Source organism: Micromonospora sp. NPDC007271 (assembly GCF_040634005.1).
Classification (GTDB): domain Bacteria; phylum Actinomycetota; class Actinomycetes; order Mycobacteriales; family Micromonosporaceae; genus Micromonospora.
The window spans coordinates 61,568-82,516 of sequence record NZ_JBEYER010000020.1 but is presented as its reverse complement, the minus strand read 5'-3'; the positions used below and the strand labels follow the sequence as shown (position 1 = coordinate 82,516).

The window sequence follows — 20,949 nt, the reverse complement described above, 5'->3', positions numbered from 1 at the left end:
CCGCTCTTCTCCAGGCGGGTGACCAGCCGCGACGTCCCGGACTGGCTCAGGCCGACGCGGCTCACGCCGCGCGCCCTTCGCCGTACCGGAATCCGGCGCGGCACCGACCGGCCGCTGAAAGACTCGTGCGGTGAGCGGCTTCGGGTGGCGGCGGCGCTTGGGGCCCGCGGTGCCGGTGGCTCCCGCGGCCCGGGTGGACCGGTTCGAGATCTTCTTCGACCTGGTCTTCGTCTTCTCGTTCTTCATCATCACCCGCTCCACCGCGCAGGACATCCGCGGCGGGGCGCTGCTGCACGCCCTGCTGGTCCTCGCCGTGCTCTGGTGGTCGTGGGTGGTGCACAGCGTGGTCGCCACCCGGATCCGGCTCGGCGAGGGCTTCGTGCCGGTGCTGATGACGGTCGGCATGGCAGCCCTGTTCACCTTCGCCCTGTCGCTGCCGCAGGCGTTCCAGGACGTGCGGGGCAATGCCGCGGGGCCGGTCGTCGCGGCGGTCAGCTACATCGTGGTCCGCCTGGTGCACATGCTGCTCTACCTGCACGCGGTGCGGGACAGCCCGAACGAGCGCCGGCAGTTGATGCGGTTCGCCCCGGAGGTGGTGGGCAGCACCCTGCTGCTGCTCGCCGCCGCGCTGATCCCCCCGGCCATGCACGAGTCCGCCGCGGCGCCGCTCGTCCGGGACGGGCTGTGGGCCCTGGTCGTGCTGCTCCAGTACACCACCGGCCAACTCGCCGGCACCTGGGGTTGGGGCGTCGCCTCGGCGGAGCACTGGACCGAGCGATACGACCTGATCCTTATCATCGCGCTGGGCGAGTCGGTCATCTCGGTCGGCGTCGGGAGCAACCTGATCGGGCAGCCGCCCACCCTGGTGGCCGTGGCGGCGGCGGTGCTCAGCATCTTCTTCACCGCCGCGCTCTGGTGGGCGCACTACGACATGATCGGGCCGGCCGCTCGGATCGCCCTGCACGCGGCGGAGGACGGGCCCCGGGTCGCCATGGCCCGGGACGCGTACGCGTACTGCTACCTGCCGATGATCGCCGGCATCATCCTCTTCGCGCTCGGTGCCGAGGCGATCGTCAGTCAGATCACCAACGTGCACGTCTCCAACTGGGCGCCGGCGCGCGGTCCCGCCGAGCCGCTGCTCTTCGGCGGGGTGATCCTGTACCTCGGCGGCAACATGCTGTTCCAGCTGCGGGCCCTGCGCACCCTGAGCTGGACCCGGGTGGGCACCCTGGGGCTGCTCGCCGTCTGCATCCCGCTGGCCGAGCGGATCCCAGCGCTCGGTGCCCTCGCGTTGCTGACCGTGGTCTGCGTGGGCATGGTGGCCGCCGAGGTGGTGATCTTCGAGGAGGGCCGGACGGCGCTGCGCCGGCTGATCTTCGAGGAACGGACCACCCACGAGGCGCACGAGGCCGCCTACCGGGCCCGCTGGCACGAGCCGAACGAGCCGGACGAGGGCGAGTGACCCGGGCGCGGGCTGCCGTGATGTGCCGGGCGGCTCGGGTCACGGCCGGGGGGTCACGGGTCGTGGTCGGGGCGCCGTGCTGTGGCGGGTCGGCTCCGGCTCAACTGACGGCCCGGCCCCGTTGCCAAGATCCGTATCCACCGGCCCAGTCTCTGCGGTGCCGGATCCGCGCCGGCCGGGGGCCGGGGCCACCACCCGATCGGGTCACCGGCGTAGAATCCGCGGCCAGCGTCGCGGTGCGCCCGGCTCGAAGGCCGCCGAGGGCATGGAGGCGCGGGACAGCAGGGGACCATGTGCACCCATCCCACTCACCGGCCGGGCGGCTGACCACCCTCGGCACCCAGTTGATCGAGATCCACCACTGGCTCCGCGAGGAGCTGGCCCGGCTCCGCGTGAGCCTCGACTCCCCCGGCAACGCCGGCACCGGCCTGTCCCTGGAGCTACGGGCGTACTGCGTCGGCTTCTGCGCGGCACTGGACCGGCACCACACCGGCGAGGACGGCGGCGCGTTCCGCCTCCTCGCCGAGGAGGCGCCCGAGCTGCGACCGGTCCTCGCCGAGCTGAGCGCGGACCACCAGATGGTGGCGGACCTGCTGCGCCGGGTCGACGCCCTGCTCGCCGGGGCGGCCGACGGGCCGGCGGTCCGCGCCGAGCTGGACGGCCTCGCCGCGCTGCTGGAGTCGCACTTCACCTACGAGGAGCGGAAGCTGGTCGCCGCGCTGGACGCGGTGACCGGCGGCACGGCCGAGGAACTGCTCGGCCTCGACGTACCGGATGAGGAGACGAATTGACCACGGGGACGATCAACGCGGCGGCAGCCGGGACCTGGCAGCTCGGCGACTGCACGGTCAACCGGATCGGCTTCGGCGCGATGCGGTTGACCGCCAACGCCGACGGCAGCCCGAGCGACCGGGACCGGGCGATCACGGTGCTGCGCCGGGCGGTAGAGCTGGGCGTGAACCACATCGACACCGCCGCGTTCTACTTCTCGCCGCTGCGCTCGGCCAACGAGCTGATCAACCGGGCGCTCTCGCCGTACCCGGAGGACCTGGTCATCGTCACGAAGGTCGGGCCGGGCAAGGACCCGTCCGGTGAGTGGCTGCCGATGGCCCGCCCCGACCAGCTGCGCGGCCAGGTCGAGGAGAACCTGCGCCAGCTCGGCCGGGACCACCTCGACGTGGTCAACCTCCGGGTGTACGGCCCGGAGCCGCTGGCCGAGCACTTCGGCGCGCTCGCCGAGCTGCGCGACGCCGGGCTGATCCGGCACCTGGGCGTCTCCGCCGTGACCGCGGAGCAGGTCGCCGAGGCGAGGACCATCGCCCCGGTGGTCTGCGTGCAGAACTCGTACGGCCTCGGCTACCGGCAGCGCAACGACGCGCTGATCCGGGACTGCGCCGCGCACGGGATCGCGTTCGTGCCGTTCTTCTCGCTGGCGACGGCCGGGCGGGAGGCCGGCGCGACCGGCGCCGAGCACGACGAGGTACGCGCCGTCGCCCGCGAGCACGACGCGACCCCGGCCCAGGTCCGGCTGGCCTGGACGCTGCACCAGGGGCCGAACGTGCTGGCCATCCCGGGCACTGGCAACCCCGACCACCTGGCGCAGAACGTCGCTGCCGGTGCCCTCCGCCTCACCTCCACCGACCTGGCCCGCCTCGCCGCCCTCCACGCGAAAGGAGGGGCCGCCTCCTGACGCCTGGCGTTGTACCGGGGGCCCCTGCTGACCAGCCGCTCGGGATTCGCCCATTGGCAGAATCGGGGGGTGTCGGCTGGCCGGGGCGGGTGCGGGCGCACCATGCTGGGGCGATGGCGATCTTCTCCGTACAGGCCCGACCGACCGACGCGGCGAGCTGGCTCGACCTGGCCCGCCGGGTCGAGGCGGCCGGCTTCGACGCCCTGTTCGCCGCCGACCACCCCGGCCACGGCGCGTCGCCGTTCGTGGCCCTCGCGGCGGCAGCGGCGGTGACCTCGACGCTGGGCCTCGGCTCGTACGTCTCCAACGCCGGAGTCCGGGAGCCGATCCTGCTCGCCACCGACGTGGCCACCCTCGACGTGGTCTCCGGCGGGCGGGCCCGGCTCGGCATCGGCGCGGGTCACACCCCGGCCGAGTGGCGGGCCGTCGGCCGCGAGCGCCCCGACGTGCAGGGTCGGGTCCGCCGCTGCGTCGCCGTCGCCGAGGCCGTCCGCGACCTGCTGGCCGGCAAGGAGGTCACCGTGGACTCCCCCGACCTGGTCACCCACGCCGCCCGGCTCATCGAGTTCCGGCCGGTGCAGGACCGGGTCCCGCTCACCATGGGTACGGGCAACTCGAAGCTGCTGCGCTGGGCCGGCGCGCACGCCGACGTGGTGGGCCTGATCGGCGCCGGCCGCACCCTTCCCGACGGGTACATGCACGAGGTGCGGTGGCGGGCCGACCAGATCGAGGCCCAGCTCGCCCACGTGGCGGCCGGTGCCGCCGGCCGCGACGCGCCGCCCGCACTGGAGGCGCTGGTCCAGCAGGTCACCGTGACCGACAACGCCGAGGCCGCCGCCGCGAAGTTCGCTGAGCACGCCGGCCTCACCACCGCCGAACTGCTCGCCACGCCGTTCGTGCTGATCGGCACCGAGGACGAGATCGTCACGGCGGTCGCGGAGCATCAGCGCCGCTGGGGGATCACCCGCTTCGTGGTACGCGCCGACGCCGTCGACGCGCTCGCCCCGCTCCTCCCCCGGCTCGCCGCGCTGTCGACGACGAGCACTGTGGCCGCGCGCTCGCTCACGGCTGAGCCGCCACCGTTCGTCCGCAGCCCCGTGGTCGGCGGCGGGACCGCCGACCACGGGAAGCCGGATCAGGCCGTCACGCGGCGGCCCTGAAGGTCGGGTAGTAACCGCCGGACTGCCCGGCGGCCGTCGGGTGGTACGAGATGCTCGTGTCGGCCCAGTTCAACGCGTGCAGCCACTTCTCGCCGTAGGCGCAGAGCTCGTTGCCACGGAAGATCGGGCGGACATCGGCGAAGACGAAGCTGTTCTGGACGGCGGCATTCTTGGTGAGGTCATCCAGCAGGTTGATGCCTTCGTTGATCTTCGCGCGGGACGTCTGGCTGAGGCCGGCGCAGGGGGTGTCGAGCTTGTAGAAGACCGGGTAGGCGATAACCACCACCCGGGCAGACGGCGCTCGCGCGCGAATCGCCTTGTACAGCTCGTCCAGCTTCGGCGGCAGCTCCCTGCGGGCCTTGTCCTCGGCCGCGTTGACGGCCGCGACGCACGCCGACTCGCCGTACACCACGCAGGTGGTCATGACGTCGCTGAACCCGACGTCGTTACCGCCGACGGTGATGCTCACCAGCGTGGTGCTGGTCGACAGGTAGCCCAGCTGGGTGTCGCGCACGCTCGTCGTGGTGGCACCCGAGCAGGCCACGAAGGTGTACGACGCGGGAGCGTTGGCCGTCGCCCACAGCGACGGGTAGGCGTTGGGGCTGCGCCGGCACGAGCCGCTTTCATTGCCGGCGCCCACGCCGGAGGCGTACGAGTCGCCCAGGGCGACGTATCGGACGGTGGAGGCCGCTTGGGCCGGCGTGGCCAGCGCGATCACGCTGGCAATCGCCGTGGCCAGGCCCATGGTGAGGGTTACGAGGCGGGTTTTGAGCACGTCGTCCTCCAGGGGCGGAAGGAGTGATCCGTGGCTATATAGATAGCATTGGATGCTTCTCCCCGGAAGACCCATCGGGACATAAAGCAAAGCCCCGTCAGCGGGCGACGCTAGAAACACCGGGTAGCGCGCGTTGACGAGGTCTCCGCCCGGACCGCTGCGGAGGGACTCGCCGAGTCCATCGTGGACGGTGCCGATGCGGCATTCCGTTCAGTGATCCTGCACGGATCGCTGGGCTGCGGTAATGCTCGCGACCTCGGCGGCATGCCAACGACGGACGGCCGCAAGATCCGGGGTCACCGCGTACCTGGGGGGCCGGCGTTGAACCTGGGCTGGCGGCGGCCGTACGCGGCCGGCTTCTGGAGTGAGGCGGCCGGCACGGCTGGGCGGTGGGACACCGGGCCGGCGCGTTCGGCGCGTCGCGGCGGGAGACACCTCGTCTCGTGAGCGATATGCCGCTGAGTCATATTTATGCCGCACAGGCATATCGCAGAGTGGGGTGGGCTTCGCCGGATGACGCCTCCCCGTGCTTGGGCATCCGCCCGCCGCCGCAGCCGGCACCGAGCAGAGCAGCGAATTTCGGACTGTCGAGGTCGTGGATGTGCTGGTGCCCGCCGTACGCGAGGTGGCCTTCGTGGAACGTGGTGGTCACTGGATCAAGAGCCGCCGATACGCGGACCAGCCCGAGCCGAGCGACTTCGGTCTGTTGGCGGCGTCTCACCTGCAGTTGCTCAGGTGGCAGGGCCGGCGGATCCGGGCACCTGTAGCAGGATGGGGTTGTGCTCGCCGAACCGACGATGCTCCTCGTCCACAGTCCGCTCCTCACCCCGGCGACGTGGGATGCCCTGCGGCCGCACCTCGAAGCAGCGGGGTGGCGCGTGGCCGTACCCGATCTTCGCCCTCTGGTCGAGGCGCCGTCCTTCTACGCGGCGGTCTGCGCGGCAGCGGCTGCCAGCGTCGCCCCCGGTGCGCCCATCGTCGTCGTCGGCCACAGCCGCGCAGGCCCTTACTTGCCCGGCATCGCCGACGCGGTCGGCAGCGACCAACTCGACGTCGTCTTCCTGGACGCCCGCCTGCCACACCCCGGCACCAGCTGGATCGGGTCAATGCCGCCGGAGCGGGCCACGTGGCTGCGGGAGATCGCAGTGTCGGGCCGCCTGCCGACGTGGGACACCTGGTTCCCCGCCAGCTCCCTCGACGACCTCCTGCCCGACCCCGACCAGCGGCGCCACGTGCTGCACGGCTTACCCGAGCTGCCGTGGAAGGTCGCCTCCGAGGTACTGCCCGAGCCGGGCGGGGCGTGGAACTCGGCCAGGCACGTCTACCTCCAGCTGAGCGCCGCGTACCAGTCCACGGCAGAGCAGGCGGAAGAACGCGGGTACCGGGTCTGCCGCCGGGACGCCGATCACCTGGCGATGGTCACGCAGCCCGCGATGGTCACGGATCTACTTCTGACGGCCTTACCGGCATAGCCAGGGTCCTCCCCCACCCGCCTCCTCTGTAGCACTCCGTAGCACAGGGGTTAAACTGTCGTCGTGGCTGAGCAAGCTCCTCGCGAAATCACGCAGCGCGAGCTGCGGAATGACTCCGGCGCCATCATGCGCGGCGTTGAGCGCGGAGAGTCGTTCACAATCACCCGCAACGGCACTCCGATCGGTCGCCTGATCCCTATCCGGCGGCGTACCTTCGTTCCCCGAGCCGAGGTCATGGCGGCCTTCGCGACCGCGCCGGTACTTGACGAGGCGAGATTCCGTCGGGACCTCGACGCGGCGATCGGACAGGACCTTCTCGATCGTGAGTGGTGAACTCCCCCTTCGCGGCCTGATCGACACCAACATCGTCATCCACCTCGCCGGTCTGAATCCGGCAGAGCTACCGGACGAGATGGTGATCAGCGCCGTCACGCTCGCGGAACTGTCCGCAGGGCCCCACCACACCGACGACCCGCGGGAAAGGGCGCGCCGGATGAGCGTCCTTCAACACGTCGAAGCGACGTTCGAGCCGCTGCCGTTCGACGCCGAGGCGGCGCGAGCATTCGGTCTGATCAGCGCGGCCGTACTCGCCACCGGGCGCGGTACCCGCCGCAGGATCGCCGACCTCATGATCGCTTCAGTGGCCCACACAAACGGCCTGCCGCTCTACACCACCAACCCTGCTGACTTCGAGGGGTTGAACGGGCTCGTCGCGGTGCACGCCGTCAACCGCCCAGCTTGATCAACTCCACGTCCCCGTAGATAGCGAGGAGCAACGCGCTATGTTTGCGCGCCTCCTCGATCGGTGACGAAGACCCCGAGGCCGTGTACGCCTTCGACCAATCCTTCGGTCTTCAGCACGATCATGGCGTGGTTGACCACCCCTGCCGATACACCATGCTGGCTACAGAGCTGTGCGGTGGACGGCAACTTGTCGCCTGGGGCAAGTTCTCCGGACGCAATCTGCTCGCGGATGAGGTCCGCGAGCTGCGCCCACTTGGGCTTGGCGGGCATCTGCTCTCCCTGGTCTGCACCGCCATTTGATCACGCCTTGCTTCTACCGACAAGTAAGAGGTACTGAGTGGTTGACCTATGAGCAGTACTAAGTATAAGTTCGTGCCGACCCGCTCACCTGGTCTGCAAACCGCGAGCTGGTCACCCCGTAGGACCACCCGGCCGGTTACTCCCCCGGTAGTCGGCCGGGTGCCACCCCCTGCTCGCCGCAGGTCACGGCGGGCTCGTGAGCAGGCCCGGGGCGGGTGCCGGGCTCCGGCCGACCATGCGCGCGCACGGCCGACCCCGCCCGTCTCGGTGCCGCACCTAAGAGAGGCGGAGCAGCGTGCGGTCGGTGGTTGATGAACCGGTGGATGCGATGGAGAAGGTGCTCGGCGAGCTGCCGATGCCGTGGGTGGTGACGGTCGAGGATGTGCGCCTGGCCATCCGGGCGGTGCTGGTGCACGTACCCGAGGAATGGCCCACCGGCCCGCTGTGCCGCAGCGACCGGACCCCGTACCCCTGCCTGCTGCACCGCTGGGGACGGCGGGTGCTGCGCTCGCGCGGCCTGCCCAACGACCTGATCGACGAGCTGGCGACCCGCGGCGAGACGCTGGTCCGCGTACCCGATGGGGGGCGGTGAGGATGTGGCCGCGACGGAACGCAGGGCCGGTGCCGCTCGCACCCCGGCACCGGCGGACCTGGCGGCGCGGGCGGCGCTGGTGCTCGTGCGGCCTGCGCTGGACCGCCTGCCCGGACCGGCACGCGCCCGTGCCTACCGAGCCGCCCGCACCACCGCCGAACAGCCGGTGGTGGGACGAGGTGACCCGGGCGAACCCGCAGGTCGGGCGGGTCGGCTGGCTCACCCCGGCGCAGACCTGGCGGGCCAACGGCGGCCGGTGGTGAGTCGGCCGCACACGCCGATCCGGCCGCTCTGGCTCTGCCGGGCCTGCGCCGCGCCCTGGCCGTGCCCGGCCGCCCGGCTCACCCTGCTGCGCGAGTACGCCGAGGACCGGGTGGCGCTCCTGGTCTACCTCGGCGGGATGCTGCACGACGCGGCCGGCGAGTTGCACATCCTGCACCCGGACGACGGGCCCGAGCCGGGGCAGCTGTTCGCCCGCTTCCTCGGCTGGGCCTGCCGAACAGCCACCGCCACGCCCGGCCTACTCGACGAAGCAGTAGACGGGGAGTAGGAAATGCCGAAGCCTGCGTCGACCTCGATCACCGGTGAGCTTCCGGGGAGACCGGCCGCCGAGAGGTTGTCCGCAAGCGGTTCGACCAGCATCGGCGTCAACTTCTGGAGTTGCTCGACCCGTCCGGCCCGGTCTCTCGGCTGAGCAGCTGGAACTCGCTGGTGAACGAGATCGATCAGGTGGTCAAGGGCTGGCAGTAGTTAAGAACGTGGCGGCGACGGATGACGCGACACTTTTCCTGGCATCCAGGCAACCGGCGGTGGCCCAGCAGCGTGTACCTCGTCATGGCAGAAAGCCGAGCCCATGATGGCTGAGGAGAGCACCTTCGCGGACTTCTACCGCGACACCTACCGGGGCCTCGTCACGCAGCTGGTCGCCTACACCGGCGACCTGCCCGAGGCGCAGGACATCGCCCAGGAGGTGTATGTCCGGGCCTGGCTGCGATGGTCTCGGCTGAGCGGCTACGACAACCCGCGCGCGTGGGTCGGCAAGGTCGGCCACCACCTGGCGATCAGCCGGTGGCGGCGGGCCCGGGTCGCGTTGTCCACCTGGACCCGGCACGGTCCGCCGGCGCCGCCAGCTGAGCCGGACGGCGCCACGCTCGACCTGATCAACGCGCTCAAACGGCTGCCCGAGCCGCAGCGCCGCGCCCTGGTGCTGTTCCATCTCGGCGACTTGTCGGTCGGCGACATCGCCCGCGCCGAAGGCACGCCCGAAGGCACCATCAAGGCGCGCCTGGCCAGGGGACGCCAAGCGTTGGCGCCCATGCTCGCCACGGACGCATTGGATGTGAGCCAACAGTGAACCCAGACGAGGCAGCGCAGACGCAGGCCGTCGACGACGCGTTCCGCGGGCTGCGGACGCGGGTGGGTCCGTCGGTCGCCGGGCCGCCCGCCACGCAGATCGTCGCCCGGGGCCGCCGCCGCCGAGCCGGACACGTCACGCTCGCCGCGGTCGCGGTGCTCGCCGTACTCACCGGTGGCTACGCGGCCGTGGGGGACGGGCTCGCCGGCACGCGGCCGAACCTTCCGCCCGCCGCGACGGTGACCGCGCCGGCGCCGACCAGCCCGGTCAAGGCGCCCCCGACCGGCGACCGCACCCAGGACGCCAAGATCCCCGACGGCTTCCTGCTGCGCGATCAAGAAACGGACATAGCCGACCAATCCAACGACCTGTCGCCGTGCTTCGGCGAGCCGGCGATGCAGCGGTCCGCCAGCCAGCGCGTCGGTCCGCCAGCCACTGAGGTCAACATCACGCAGCACCTTTACGTCTACCCGGACCAGAGCACGGCCCATTCGATCATGCGCAATGTCCGGCAGCAGCTGCAGAGCTGCAGCGGCTTCCCGGGCGCCAGGGTGCTCAAGAAGGCGGCCAGCCCAGAGTGGGGCGACGAGGCGGCGACGATCACGCTCGCCCTGCCGGCCGACGGCGCCGGCGAGCACACCGGCGCGCCGGTGCGGTATGACGTGGTCCGGGTCGGCGCCGCGATCGTCGAGGTCTGGGGCTACCCCGAGATCCCGCAGATCGATCAGGACGCGCAGGCCCTCGTCGGCCGGCTCTGCTACTACGACGTCAACTGCTCGCCGAAGGCGGGCCGGCCGGCGGCGCTGCCGAAGCTGACCAACGGCGGCGAGGCGTGGGTCGCGGTGCTCGAGGTGATCGAGCCGACGGATCCGAAACCGCTGCCCGGCAAGAGCATCGCGGCCGCCGCCGAACTGGGCTACCACGCCACGGTCGTGCCGACCGAGTGCGACGACGGCGCCGACAGCGCGCTCGGGTTGACCGGGTCGGCCAACCGCTACACGGCGGTGTACTTCGCGAGCCAGGCCGACGCCCAGGCGTTCGCGGCCGCCCTTCCGGCGTTGCGGGTGAAGGTGCTCAAGGTCCGCACCTACTGCGTCTGACAAACTCCCACGCTGCGGCGGCTTCCCCGATCCGCCGCAGCGTGGGCAAATCCTCACCCCATGCGCGCCAGGCCAAACCGCGACCCGAACAGGTCACTTCCCCGAACAGGACGGAGCGCGGGACCGGCGAGTGACTCAGGCCGCTCAACGCATCGCGCACCGGCTCCGTATCCGAAGATATGAGCATGCGGATCCTCATGGCCGGCGCGTCCGGCTTCCTCGGCACCCGGCTGGTCGACCGACTCACCGCGGACGGGCACCAGATCACCCGCCTGGTCCGCCGCGCACCGCGCACGCCCGACGAGCGGCAGTGGAACCCGTCGGCGGCGCAGCTCGACCCGGCGGTGGTCGCGGACGCCGACGCGGTCGTCAACCTGGCCGGCGCCGGGGTGGGCGACCGGCGCTGGAACAACGAGTACAAGCAGTTGATCCGCTCCAGCCGGGTGGACACCACGACGACCCTGGCGATCAGGATCGCCGAGCTGTCCGCCGAGGACCGGCCCGCGGTGCTGCTCAACTCCTCCGCCGTCGGCTGGTACGGCAACACCGGCGACCGGGCGGTCGAGGAGGACTCTCCGGCGGGCGAGGGTTTCCTGGCCGACGTCTGCCGGGTCTGGGAGGCCGCGACCCGGCCGGCCGAGGACGCCGGCGTACGGGTGGTGCGGCTGCGCATCGGGCTGCCGCTGCACCGCGACGGCGGCCTGCTCAAGCCGCAGCTGCTCCCGTTCCGGCTCGGCATCGCCGGGCGGTTGGGCAGCGGCCGGCAGTGGCTGCCCTGGATCTCGATGCGCGACTGGCTGGACGCGGTCGCCCTCCTGCTGGCCCGCGACGATCTCGCCGGCCCGGTCAACCTGGTCGGCCCGAACCCGGTCACCAACGCGGAGTTCACCAAGGAACTGGCCCGCCAGCTGCACCGGCCGGCGATCATCCCGATCCCCGCGCTGGCCCTGAAGATCGCCCTGGGCGGCTTCGCCCACGAGGCTCTGACCAGCACCCGGGTCCTCCCCGGCGTGCTCACCAGGGCCGCGTTCACCTGGGCCCACCCCGACCTTCCGTCCGCCCTGCACGCCGCCCTCACCGAGTGACCCGGCGAGGGCGGCGGGTGCGACCGCCAGGCGCGGTCAGCAGCCGATGACCCAGTAGTTCGGGCCGGTCTGCTTCAGGGTGGTGGTGTAGTAGGTGTTGTAGAGGCCCATCTTCTGGTTGCTGCCCAGCGCGTACGCGTAGCCGCCGGACTGGTACGCCCGGCCGGCGGCCACATGCGCGTAGTTGCTGGCGGTGACGCAGGTCGGCGAGGGCGACGGGGACGCGGTCGCCGTCGGGGTCGGGCTGGGCGAGGAGCCGCCGAGGCCGAAGAAGAGCGCGTCCCGGTACGTCGAGCAGATGGTGTCCAGGAAGTACGCCGTCGCGGTCCCGCACTGGTCGGTGGCCGAGCCCGGGTCGACCGGCGTGCCGTGGCCCATCCCGGAGACCCGGTAGACCCGGACCGCGTCGTTGCCGTACACCTCGAGGCTGGTGCCGGCGGGCAGCGAGGCGGTGCTGGTCGGGGTCTGCGAGACGCCGAGCACGTTGGTCCACTGGTCGCGGGATTCGGTGGCGTTGGCCACCGCCACCGTGTAGTCGCTGGTGCCGTGCCAGATCGCCACCCGGGGCCGGGGGCCGGCGTACCCGGAGTAGGCGCCCCGGACCAGGTCGCCCCACTGCGCCGGGGTCTTGTCGACGCCCGGGCTCATGCAGCTGTACGCGGTGGTGGTGCTGGTGGCGCAGCGGTACGGAATGCCGGCGATGACCGAGCCGGCGGCGAAGACGTCCGGGTAGGTCGCGAGCATGACCGCGCTCATCGCGCCGCCCGCGGAGAGGCCGCTGACGTACACGCGGCTGGCGTCGATGCCGTAGTTGGTCTTCGCGTGGTCGACCATCTGCTTGATCGACAGGGCCTCGCCCTGGCCGCGTGCGGTGTCTCCGGTCTCGAACCAGTTGAAGCAGGAGCTGGAGTTGTTGGCGGCCGGCTGCTGCGGCACGATCAGCGCGAACTTCCACAGGTCGGCGTACTTCTGCCAACCCGAGTTGGCGAAGTAGCCGGAGGCGTTCTGGGTGCAGCCGTGCAGCAGCACCACGGCCGGCGCGTTGGCCGGCAGTCCGTCCGGGCGGTACGCGTACATGGCGAGGTTGCCCGGGTTGGAGCCGAAGCTGGCGACCTGGGTGAGGGTGGCGGCCTGGGCGGGCGGGGCGACGGCGAGCACGGTGGCCGCGGCCAGCACGACGCCGGCCGCCGCCCCGGCGAGCCGGGTGAGGATGGATGGGGAGCGGCGCACGGCGACCTCCTGGGGGAATTGTGAACCGGGTCACCTGGGATTTGCCGCGACGTTACGTCCGTGTTTCGTCACCCGACATGGCCGCCGCCAACATATTCACCAACATCGAAGTGTGTCACGGCCGGACGAAGTCAAGGTTCCGGGTCTGCCCGGCGTGTCCCGGTCCGGTTGGTAACGTCCGCTGCGTGCCGACTACCCCGTCGCCGGCCACCGAGCCGTCGCCCGCGCGTGTCGCGCCGAACCGGCGCGCCGACCTGGTGGTGGTGCTCGCCGCGGCGGCGCTGGCCGTCTGGGTGACCAGCGGCATGTGGTGGAGCCCGAACACCCGCGCGATCACGGTCAACTCCAGCGACCAGGCGCTCTTCGAGTGGCTGCTCGCCTTCGGCGGGCACGCGGTCACCCACGGCGAGAACCCGTTCTTCACGCACCTGCTGAACGTCCCGGACGGGGTGAACCTCGCGGTCAACACCTCGATCACCGTGTACGCGGTGGTCTTCGCGCCGCTGACGTACCTGATCGGGCCGCCCGCCACGTTCCTGGCGATCCTCACCCTCAACCTCGTCGCCACCGCGGTGGCCTGGTACTGGCTGCTCAGCCGATACCTGGTGGGCAGCCGGCTGGCCGCCGGGGTGGGGGCCCTGTTCATCGGCTACTGCCCGGCGATGGTCTCGCACGCCAACGCTCACCTGAACTGGACCGCCGGCTGGCTGGTGCCGCTGCTGGTCTGGGGCGTGTTCCGGCTGCGCCGCCCCGGCCGGGCCGTACGCGGCGGGATCGTGCTCGGCCTGCTGGTGGCGCTCGCCTTCTCGATCGCCGCCGAGGGACTCTTCTTCACCGCCCTGGCGGTCGCCCTGTTCCTGGTGCTGTGGGCGGTGCACCCGAGCCGGTGGGCCCAGATCCGCGCCGCGCTGCCGCGCTTCCTGGGCGGGCTCGGGGTGACCGCGCTGGTGGCCGGGGTGCTGCTGGCGTACCCGCTGTGGCTGCACTTCGCCGGGCCGCAGCGCTTCCACGGCACCGGCTTCGACCCGCTCATCCACTCCGAGGACATCGCCGCGTACGGGTCGTACCCGCGCCGGTCCCTCGCGGGCTGGGCCGGGCTGGGCACCTCCCTGGCCCCCAACCCGACCGAGGAGAACTCGTTCTTCGGAATTCCCCTGCTGCTGCTCGGCGTGGCCTGCTTCGGCGTGCTCTGGTGGCGCGCGGAGCAGGCGTTCCGGGCCACCCTCACCGCGCTCGGCGGCACCGCAGTGGTCTTCGCGGTGCTCTCCTGGGGGCCCCGGGCCAGGTGGAACGGCCGCCGGACGCACCAGATCCTCCCGTTCGGGGTGCTGGACAACCTGCCGGTGATCAACGCGGCGCTGCCGTCCCGGCTCGCGCTGGTGGTCGCCCCGGTGATCGGACTGCTGCTGGCGTACACCGTCGACCAGCTCCGGACCCGGCCGCCCCGGCACCGCGCCACGTCGGCGGCCTGGGCGCTCGGCTTCGCCGTCGCGCTGCTGCCGCTGCTGCCCACCCCGCTGCTGACCAGCGTGCGGGAACCGATCCCGCAGTTCATCACCAGCGGCCACTGGCAGCAGTACGTCTCACCCGGCGGGGTGCTCACCCCGCTGCCGCTGACCGTCGACGTCACCCCCGACGGGCAGCGCTGGCAGGCGTACGCCCTGGCCCACCGGCAGGGCGAGTTCCACATCCCGGCCGGGTTCTTCCTCGGCCCCGGCGGGCCGGGGGGACGAGGCCGGATCGGGCCGGTGCCGCGGACCTTCGACTCGCTGATGGACCAGGCCGGGCGGACCGGGCTGCCGCCGATCGTCACCGAGGGCAGCATCCGGGAATCCCTCGCGGACCTGCACCACTGGCGGGTCGAGGTCGTGATCCTGGCCGACCGGGTGCACGGCGCCAAGTACAACATCGACGAGGACGCCGTACGCCGCACCGCCACCGCGCTGCTCGGGGAGCCGCAGCGGGTGGACGACGTCTGGCTCTGGAAGGTCCCGCCGCCCTGACGCTCCCACCCTGACGCTCCCGCCGCCTGACGCGACGAGGCTCACGGCGCGCGCCGGCCGGTCGCGGGATTAGGCTGGGCGGGTGAGCGTGACGACTTCCGGGCTGACCCCCGTCCACGCCGGTGTGCTCGACTACCAGGCCGCCTGGGACGAGCAGCGCCGGCTGCACGAGGCCGTGGTGGCCGGCGAGCAGGGCGACACCGTGCTGCTGCTGGAGCACCCCAGCGTCTACACCGCCGGCAAGCGGACCGAGCCGTGGGACCGCCCGATGGACGGCACCCCGGTGATCGACGTGGACCGCGGCGGCAAGATCACCTGGCACGGGCCGGGGCAGCTCGTCGGCTACCCGATCCTCAAGCTGCCCGACCCGGTGGACGTGGTCGCGTACGTCCGGCGGGTGGAGCAGATGCTGATCGACGTCTGCGCCGAGTTCGGGCTGGCCGCCGGTCGGGTCGAGGGGCGCAGCGGCGTCTGGGTGCCGGAGGACGACCGGGGTCCGGCCCGCAAGGTCGCCGCGATCGGCATCCGGGTGGCCCGGGGCGTGACCCTGCACGGCTTCTCGATCAACTGCGACTGCGACCTGACGTACTTCGACCGGATCGTGCCGTGCGGCATCCGGGACGCCGGCACCACCTCCCTCACCGCCGAGCTGGGCCGGCCGGTCACCGTCGCCGACGTGCTCCCGGTGGTCGAGCGCCACCTGCCGACCCTGGTCCGGGTCGAGGCCTGACCGCGTGCGGATCGATCTCGTCACCCTGGTCGTCGCCGACTACGACCCGGCGATCATCTTCTTCACCGAGGTGCTCGGCTTCGAGTTGGTCGAGGACAAGCCGTCGCTCACCAACGACGGCCGCCCGAAGCGCTGGGTGGTGGTCCGCCCGCCCGGCGGCGGGACCGGGCTGCTGCTGGCCCGCGCCGACGGCGAGCGGCAGGAGGCCGTGGTCGGCGACCAGACCGCCGGCCGGGTCGGCTTCTTCCTCCAGGTCGACGACTTCGACGTCACCTACCGGCGGATGCGCGAGGCGAACGTCGAGTTCGTCAAGCCGCCCCGCACCGAGCCCTACGGTCGGGTCGCCGTCTTCCGCGACCTCGCCGGCAACCTGTGGGACCTGCTCGGTCCCGCCTGACCGGAAAGGACCCGGATGACCGTCGACCTGACGTCGACCCAGCAGCGGATCGCCGCCGAGCTCCACGTGGCGTCGGCCTTCGACGCCGAGGAGGAGATCGAGCGGCGGGTCGTCTTCCTCGCCGACCGCCTGGTCGACACCGGGCTGACCGCGCTGGTCCTCGGCATCAGCGGCGGGGTGGACTCCACCACCGCCGGGCGGCTCTGCCAGCTCGCCGTCGAACGGGCCCGCGACGCCGGCCACCCGGCGGTCTTCGTGGCGATGCGCCTGCCGTACGGGGTGCAGGCCGACGAGCAGCACGCCCAGGCGGCCCTGAGCTTCATCCGGCCCGACCGGGTGCTCACGGTCGACGTCAAGCCGGCCAGCGACGCCGCCCTGGACGCGCTGGTGGCGGCTGGGCTGGCCTTCACCGACGCCGCACAGCAGGACTTCGTGCACGGCAACGTCAAGGCCCGGCAACGCATGATCGCCCAGTACGCGGTCGCCGGGGCGATGGGCGGGCTGGTCGTCGGCACCGACCACGCGGCCGAGGCGGTCACCGGCTTCTTCACCAAGCACGGCGACGGGGCGGCGGACGTGGTGCCGCTCACCGGGCTGACCAAGCGTCGGGTCCGCGCGCTCGCCCGGGCGCTCGGCGCCCCGGCCGAACTGGTCGGCAAGGCACCCACCGCCGACCTGGAGAGCCTGGCCCCGGGCAAGCTCGACGAGGACGCGCTCGGCCTGACGTACGAGCAGATCGACGACTACCTGGAGGGCCGGCCGGTCCCGGCGGAGGTGGCGGAGGCCCTGGTGGCCCGCTACCGGGCCACCGACCACAAGCGCCGGCTCCCGATCGCACCCCCGGGCCCGCTGGACGGCCGCGAGGCGGACGACCAGCTCACCGCCCGGCAGGCTGACCGGGTCACCGCCCGGCAGGGTTGAGCAGTCAGCGCCCGGCGGGCCTGATCCGCGCCCGCAACCACGGTTCGCAGAGCACGATCAGGCCACCGATGGCGGCACCGATCACCGTCTCCACCCCTCGGTCGTAGAGGAGCTGACCGGCCGGGCGGGGCGCCGCGAGCTGACCCATCAGCAGCGCCATCGGGGTGATGAACAGCAGCGCCAGGCCGTAGTTGCGCCCGACCAGCAGCTCGGTGACGATCTGCAACCCCGCCACGACCAGCACGGTGGCGTACGGCGACAGGTGCGGCGCCAGCAGCAGCGCGCTGGTCAGCAGCCCGAGCAGCGTGCCGAGGACCCGGTGCGCGGCGCGGACGAGCTGGGCGGTGACGCCCTGGACGCTCAGCGGGGCGACCGCCGCCACCATCGCCCAGTACGGGTGCCCGATCCCGATGGCGGTCGCCGTACCGCCGGCCAGCACCACGGCGAGGCCGTAGCGCACCGGCGCCCAGGTCCACCCGGGTGCCAGCCGTGCCGGCCGGCTCCGCTGCCGCCCGACCAGGCTGCCCACGTTCCCGACCAGCAGCGCGAACAGGGCGCTGAGCCCGGCCACGGCGGCGGCGACCGGCACGGCCGAGACCGGGTGCGGGGCCGAGGCGACCGCACCGAGCGCGAAGACGAGAAACAGCGGCCCCGGCGGGTGCCAGTCCTGCGCGGTGGCGAGCACCGTGCCCAGCGCCGCGACCACCGCGATGACCGGCACCGCGACCCACGCCCGCGACTGGAGCGAGGCGACGAGCACCCCGAGGACGATCGACGCGGTGAGCGCCGCCCCGGCGCTGGCCTGCATCGCCGCCCGGGACAGGTGCACGTGATTGCGCCCGTAGAGCGAGGTGAACGCCCCGAAGACCGCGTACACCGACCAGCTGGGGTGACCCAGCGCGAGCACCGCGAGCAGCGGGACCAGCACACTGACCCCGGCCCGCAGCGCGACCCGGTGGGCGCCCCGGACCGGACGCAGGTGCAGCAGGTCCCGCAGCGTCGCCCGCACCTGCTCGCCCATCCAGTCCTTCATACCCCGCCCGGCTTGTAAGGAAGGGCACCTTGTTAACAGACGGGTGTTAACAAGGTGCCCTTCCTTACCGCTCAGGGGGTGAGGCGGTGCAGGTCGCGAGGGAAGGCGGTCACCTCCCGGACGTTGGCCGCGCCGGTGAGCCGGGCCACGAAGCGTTCCAGCCCGATCGCGAAACCGCCGTGCGGCGGCATGCCGTGCCGGAACGCGTCCACGTACCCGGCGTACGGCTCGACCGGCTCGCCCCGGGCGGCGAGGGCGGCCAGGTAGTCCTCGTACCGGTGCAGCCGCTGCCCGCCGGTGACCAGCTCCACGCCCCGGAACAGCAGGTCGAAGCCGTTGGAGTAGGCGGGCCGCGCCGGGTCCGGGTGGGTGTAGAAGGGCCGCTTCGCCATCGGGTACCCGGTGACGAAGAGGAAGTCGGAGCCGTGCTCGGCGCGGGCCCACTCGCCCAGGGCCCGCTCGTGCGCCGGGGCGAGGTCGGGCTCGTCGGCCGGCGCCCCGGCGATCGCCAGCGCCTCGGTGAAGTGCACGGCCGGGATCTCGGCCGGCACCTCGGGCACGGTCACCTCGAGCGTGGCGAGCGCGCCGCCGGCCCGCTCGGCGACCGCTCCCAGCATCCCGGCGAGGGTGTCCCGCAGCACGGCCATCACGTCCCGGTGGTCGGCGACGAAGCCCAGCTCGACGTCGAGCGAGGTGTACTGGGCCAGGTGCCGGACGGTGTCGTGCGGCTCGGCCCGGAACACCGGCCCCACCTCGTACACCCGCTCGAAGACGCCGACCATGAGCTGCTTGTAGAACTGCGGCGACTGGGCCAGGTACGCCGGCCGGCCGAACCAGTCCAGCGCGAAGACGTTCGCCCCGCTCTCGGTGGACGAGGCGACCACCTTCGGGGTGTGGATCTCCACGAAGCCGCGGGCGTCCAGGGCGGCCCGGAACCCGGCCACGCCGGCCGCCGAGATGCGCAGCGCCGCCGAGCGGGTCGGATGGCGCAGCGCGGCCGGCGCGTGGTCGAGCTGGGTGGGCAGGGTGGCGGCGAGCGCCGGCCGGTACAGGTCGAACGGCGGGGGCACGGCGGGCGGGCCGAGCGGTCGTACCGCCGGCTCGGCGAGCTCGACCCCGGCGGGCGCGGTGTCGTTCGCGATCACCGTGCCGACGACCTCGACGACCGTCTCCTCGGTGAGCTTCTCGACGGCGGCGCGCACGGCCGGGTCGGTGACCACCACCTGGGCCAGGCCGGCGGCGTCCCGGACGATCAGGAAGGCCACCGACTTGAGCAGCCGGCGGCGGTGCACCCAGCCGGCGATCCGGACGGATTCGCCGACATGGTGGGTGAGCTGGGAAGACAGGATGCGTTGCATGGTGGGCTGCTCCTTGATCAATCGCAACGCCTTCGCCACCCTCGGGCGGCGAAGCATCGCCTCAGCCCCAGGGAGGTGTGGGCGAGCGGGATCCTCGCGGTGCCACCACACCTTCGCCCCCGCTGGAGCGGGAGCCTCGTTCGTCGCCCGGTCACGGGGGCCAGCCGGCGGGCTCTACTGAGCGTCGTTAAGAAGGGGCCCTTCCTCTACCGGAGAGGTTAAGAAGGTGCCCTTCCTTACCCATACGCCGTTCTTCCCGCAGCTCGGGAGGGTCTTCACGCGCCGGCGCCAGACCGCCTTCCAGCAACCGGCGGCTCTCTGCGCTGGCGGGTCGGTGCGCTACTCGGCTCCGTCGCAGCTCTGCCGCGCACGCTAGCACCTCGGCACGGGCCGTGTGACGCCGTTTTCGGGCCCCTGGTGTCCGGCGTCACAACGTTTGCGGCGTGACGGCGGTCGCCCGACGTTCATCGACGGCCGCCGTCCAGCGTAGGCTCGGATTTGTGACGATCGAGCACTCCACGCCGACGACCCCGCAGGCCAGCCGCAGCACCACCGTGGCCCCGGAGGGGCGGCGGCTGCTGCGGATCGAGGCGCGCAACGCCGAGACGCCGATCGAGCGCAAGCCGCCGTGGATCAAGGTCAAGGCCAAGATGGGGCCGGAGTACACGCAGCTGCGCGGGCTGGTCTCGCGCGAGGGGCTGCACACGGTCTGCCAGGAGGCCGGCTGCCCCAACATCTACGAGTGCTGGGAGGACCGGGAGGCCACCTTCCTCATCGGTGGTGACCAGTGCACCCGGCGCTGCGACTTCTGCCAGATCGACACCGGCAAGCCGGCCGAGTTCGACGCCGACGAGCCCCGCCGGGTCGCCGAGTCGGTCGCCGCGATGGGCCTGCGCTACGCCACCATCACCGGCGTCGCCCGCGACGACCTGCCCGACGGCGGCGCCTGGCTCTACGCCGAGACGGTCCGGCAGATCCACGCCCTCCAGTCCGGCTGCGGCGTCGAACTGCTCATCCCCGACTTCAACGCGGTGCCGGAGCAGCTCGCCGAGGTCTTCGGGTCGCGTCCCGAGGTGCTCGCGCACAACGTGGAGACCGTGCCGCGGATCTTCAAGCGGATCCGGCCGGCGTTCCGCTACGAGCGCTCCCTCGACGTGATCCGCCAGGCGCGCGCCGCCGGCCTGGTCACGAAGAGCAACCTGATCCTCGGCATGGGCGAGGAGCGGGCCGAGGTCTCCCAGGCGCTGCGCGACCTGCACGAGGCCGGCTGCGAGCTGATCACCATCACGCAGTACCTGCGCCCCTCCCCCCGGCACCACCCGGTCACCCGCTGGGTCAAGCCGGAGGAGTTCGTCGAGCTGCGCGAGGAGGCCGAGGAGATCGGCTTCGCCGGCGTGATGAGCGGCCCGCTGGTCCGCTCGTCGTACCGCGCCGGCCGGCTCTACCAGCAGGCGCTCAGCGCCCGCGAGGAGGCCGTCACCGCCGGCTGAGGCCGGGCCGGTCGACCTGCCGTGTCACCCCGCCGCCGGCCCCGGCCGGATGC

At 72.3% G+C, this 20,949-nt stretch carries 23 protein-coding genes; 18 read left to right on the top strand and 5 right to left on the bottom strand.

Annotated elements, in window-relative coordinates:
* The first annotated feature begins 130 nt into the window (after positions 1 to 130).
* From ABZ570_RS10370 to ABZ570_RS10355, 4 genes are all read left to right on the top strand, one after another.
* A complete protein-coding gene (locus tag ABZ570_RS10370) occupies positions 131 to 1,462 on the top strand; it encodes a low temperature requirement protein A (RefSeq protein ID WP_358059955.1) in 1,332 nt (443 codons plus the stop codon).
* A 293-nt stretch (positions 1,463 to 1,755) separates the two neighbouring features.
* A complete protein-coding gene (locus ABZ570_RS10365) occupies positions 1,756 to 2,253 on the top strand; it encodes a hemerythrin domain-containing protein (RefSeq protein WP_358059952.1) in 498 nt (165 codons plus the stop codon).
* Positions 2,250 to 3,152: an oxidoreductase gene (locus ABZ570_RS10360; protein WP_358059949.1), complete on the top strand. Its 903-nt coding sequence runs from the start codon at positions 2,250 to 2,252 to the stop codon at positions 3,150 to 3,152. Before ABZ570_RS10365 ends, ABZ570_RS10360 begins: the two co-directional genes overlap by 4 nt.
* 113 nt (positions 3,153 to 3,265) lie before the next feature.
* A complete protein-coding gene (locus ABZ570_RS10355; protein WP_358059946.1) occupies positions 3,266 to 4,312 on the top strand; it encodes an LLM class flavin-dependent oxidoreductase in 1,047 nt (348 codons plus the stop codon).
* Here ABZ570_RS10355 and ABZ570_RS10350 read toward each other — a convergent pair.
* Positions 4,296 to 5,087 (bottom strand): SGNH/GDSL hydrolase family protein, encoded by a 792-nt coding sequence (locus ABZ570_RS10350; protein WP_358059943.1) that lies wholly within the window; start codon positions 5,085 to 5,087, stop codon positions 4,296 to 4,298. The two genes, ABZ570_RS10355 and ABZ570_RS10350, sit on opposite strands and share 17 nt — an antisense overlap.
* A 779-nt stretch (positions 5,088 to 5,866) precedes the next feature.
* Between ABZ570_RS10350 and ABZ570_RS10345 the strand changes: the two genes are divergently transcribed.
* The 3 genes from ABZ570_RS10345 to ABZ570_RS10335 all read left to right on the top strand — a co-directional run bounded on the left by ABZ570_RS10345 (position 5,867) and on the right by ABZ570_RS10335 (position 7,301).
* Positions 5,867 to 6,559, top strand: coding sequence for a hypothetical protein (locus ABZ570_RS10345; protein ID WP_358059940.1), 693 nt, complete (start codon positions 5,867 to 5,869; stop codon positions 6,557 to 6,559).
* Positions 6,560 to 6,622: 63 nt separating this feature from the next.
* The gene (locus ABZ570_RS10340) at positions 6,623 to 6,892 is read left to right on the top strand and encodes a type II toxin-antitoxin system prevent-host-death family antitoxin (RefSeq protein WP_358059937.1); all 270 of its coding nucleotides are present in this window, start codon (positions 6,623 to 6,625) and stop codon (positions 6,890 to 6,892) included.
* Positions 6,882 to 7,301: a type II toxin-antitoxin system VapC family toxin gene (locus ABZ570_RS10335; protein ID WP_358059934.1), complete on the top strand. Its 420-nt coding sequence runs from the start codon at positions 6,882 to 6,884 to the stop codon at positions 7,299 to 7,301. Before ABZ570_RS10340 ends, ABZ570_RS10335 begins: the two co-directional genes overlap by 11 nt.
* A gap of 38 nt (positions 7,302 to 7,339) precedes the next feature.
* Here the strand turns inward: ABZ570_RS10335 and ABZ570_RS10330 are convergent, their stop codons facing one another.
* Positions 7,340 to 7,573 (bottom strand): winged helix-turn-helix domain-containing protein, encoded by a 234-nt coding sequence (locus ABZ570_RS10330; RefSeq protein ID WP_358059931.1) that lies wholly within the window; start codon positions 7,571 to 7,573, stop codon positions 7,340 to 7,342.
* A gap of 334 nt (positions 7,574 to 7,907) precedes the next feature.
* Here ABZ570_RS10330 and ABZ570_RS10325 point away from each other — a divergent pair, with 334 nt between their 5' ends.
* The 6 genes from ABZ570_RS10325 (at position 7,908) to ABZ570_RS10300 (ending at position 11,734) form a co-directional block, all read left to right on the top strand.
* The gene (locus tag ABZ570_RS10325) at positions 7,908 to 8,195 is read left to right on the top strand and encodes a hypothetical protein (protein ID WP_358059929.1); all 288 of its coding nucleotides are present in this window, start codon (positions 7,908 to 7,910) and stop codon (positions 8,193 to 8,195) included.
* 29 nt (positions 8,196 to 8,224) lie between these two features.
* The gene (locus ABZ570_RS10320) at positions 8,225 to 8,458 is read left to right on the top strand and encodes a hypothetical protein (protein ID WP_358059926.1); all 234 of its coding nucleotides are present in this window, start codon (positions 8,225 to 8,227) and stop codon (positions 8,456 to 8,458) included.
* Positions 8,452 to 8,745, top strand: coding sequence for a hypothetical protein (locus ABZ570_RS10315; protein ID WP_358059923.1), 294 nt, complete (start codon positions 8,452 to 8,454; stop codon positions 8,743 to 8,745). Before ABZ570_RS10320 ends, ABZ570_RS10315 begins: the two co-directional genes overlap by 7 nt.
* 303 nt (positions 8,746 to 9,048) lie before the next feature.
* On the top strand, positions 9,049 to 9,549 hold the full coding sequence (locus ABZ570_RS10310; RefSeq protein ID WP_358059920.1) for a SigE family RNA polymerase sigma factor: 501 nt from the start codon (positions 9,049 to 9,051) through the stop codon (positions 9,547 to 9,549).
* A complete protein-coding gene (locus tag ABZ570_RS10305) occupies positions 9,546 to 10,649 on the top strand; it encodes a hypothetical protein (RefSeq protein ID WP_358059917.1) in 1,104 nt (367 codons plus the stop codon). The genes ABZ570_RS10310 and ABZ570_RS10305 overlap by 4 nt, the downstream gene beginning before the upstream one ends.
* A gap of 185 nt (positions 10,650 to 10,834) precedes the next feature.
* Positions 10,835 to 11,734, top strand: a complete 900-nt coding sequence (locus ABZ570_RS10300) for a TIGR01777 family oxidoreductase (protein WP_358059914.1) — start codon at positions 10,835 to 10,837, stop codon at positions 11,732 to 11,734.
* Positions 11,735 to 11,770: 36 nt separating this feature from the next.
* On the opposite strand, the gene ABZ570_RS10295 is transcribed toward ABZ570_RS10300, so the two are convergent.
* The gene (locus ABZ570_RS10295) at positions 11,771 to 12,964 is read right to left on the bottom strand and encodes a PHB depolymerase family esterase (protein ID WP_358059911.1); all 1,194 of its coding nucleotides are present in this window, start codon (positions 12,962 to 12,964) and stop codon (positions 11,771 to 11,773) included.
* Positions 12,965 to 13,149: 185 nt separating this feature from the next.
* Between ABZ570_RS10295 and ABZ570_RS10290 the strand changes: the two genes are divergently transcribed.
* The 4 genes from ABZ570_RS10290 (at position 13,150) to nadE (ending at position 17,015) form a co-directional block, all read left to right on the top strand.
* Positions 13,150 to 14,967: a DUF2079 domain-containing protein gene (locus tag ABZ570_RS10290; protein ID WP_358059908.1), complete on the top strand. Its 1,818-nt coding sequence runs from the start codon at positions 13,150 to 13,152 to the stop codon at positions 14,965 to 14,967.
* A gap of 82 nt (positions 14,968 to 15,049) precedes the next feature.
* Positions 15,050 to 15,697, top strand: coding sequence for a lipoyl(octanoyl) transferase LipB (gene lipB / locus ABZ570_RS10285; protein ID WP_358059905.1), 648 nt, complete (start codon positions 15,050 to 15,052; stop codon positions 15,695 to 15,697).
* 4 nt (positions 15,698 to 15,701) lie between these two features.
* Entirely contained in the window at positions 15,702 to 16,094 is a 393-nt protein-coding gene (locus tag ABZ570_RS10280) for a VOC family protein (protein ID WP_358059902.1), read from the top strand.
* Between the two features lie 15 nt (positions 16,095 to 16,109).
* Complete coding sequence (nadE, locus tag ABZ570_RS10275; RefSeq protein ID WP_358059899.1) at positions 16,110 to 17,015, top strand: ammonia-dependent NAD(+) synthetase; 906 nt, start codon at positions 16,110 to 16,112, stop codon at positions 17,013 to 17,015.
* Between the two features lie 4 nt (positions 17,016 to 17,019).
* On the opposite strand, the gene ABZ570_RS10270 is transcribed toward nadE, so the two are convergent.
* Together ABZ570_RS10270 and aspS are read right to left on the bottom strand one after the other, a co-directional pair.
* Complete coding sequence (locus ABZ570_RS10270; protein ID WP_358059896.1) at positions 17,020 to 18,036, bottom strand: FUSC family protein; 1,017 nt, start codon at positions 18,034 to 18,036, stop codon at positions 17,020 to 17,022.
* 83 nt (positions 18,037 to 18,119) lie between these two features.
* The gene (aspS, locus tag ABZ570_RS10265; protein WP_358059893.1) at positions 18,120 to 19,406 is read right to left on the bottom strand and encodes an aspartate--tRNA(Asn) ligase; all 1,287 of its coding nucleotides are present in this window, start codon (positions 19,404 to 19,406) and stop codon (positions 18,120 to 18,122) included.
* Positions 19,407 to 19,849: 443 nt separating this feature from the next.
* Here aspS and lipA point away from each other — a divergent pair, with 443 nt between their 5' ends.
* Positions 19,850 to 20,896 (top strand): lipoyl synthase, encoded by a 1,047-nt coding sequence (gene lipA, locus ABZ570_RS10260; protein ID WP_358059890.1) that lies wholly within the window; start codon positions 19,850 to 19,852, stop codon positions 20,894 to 20,896.
* Positions 20,897 to 20,949: the final 53 nt, after the last annotated feature.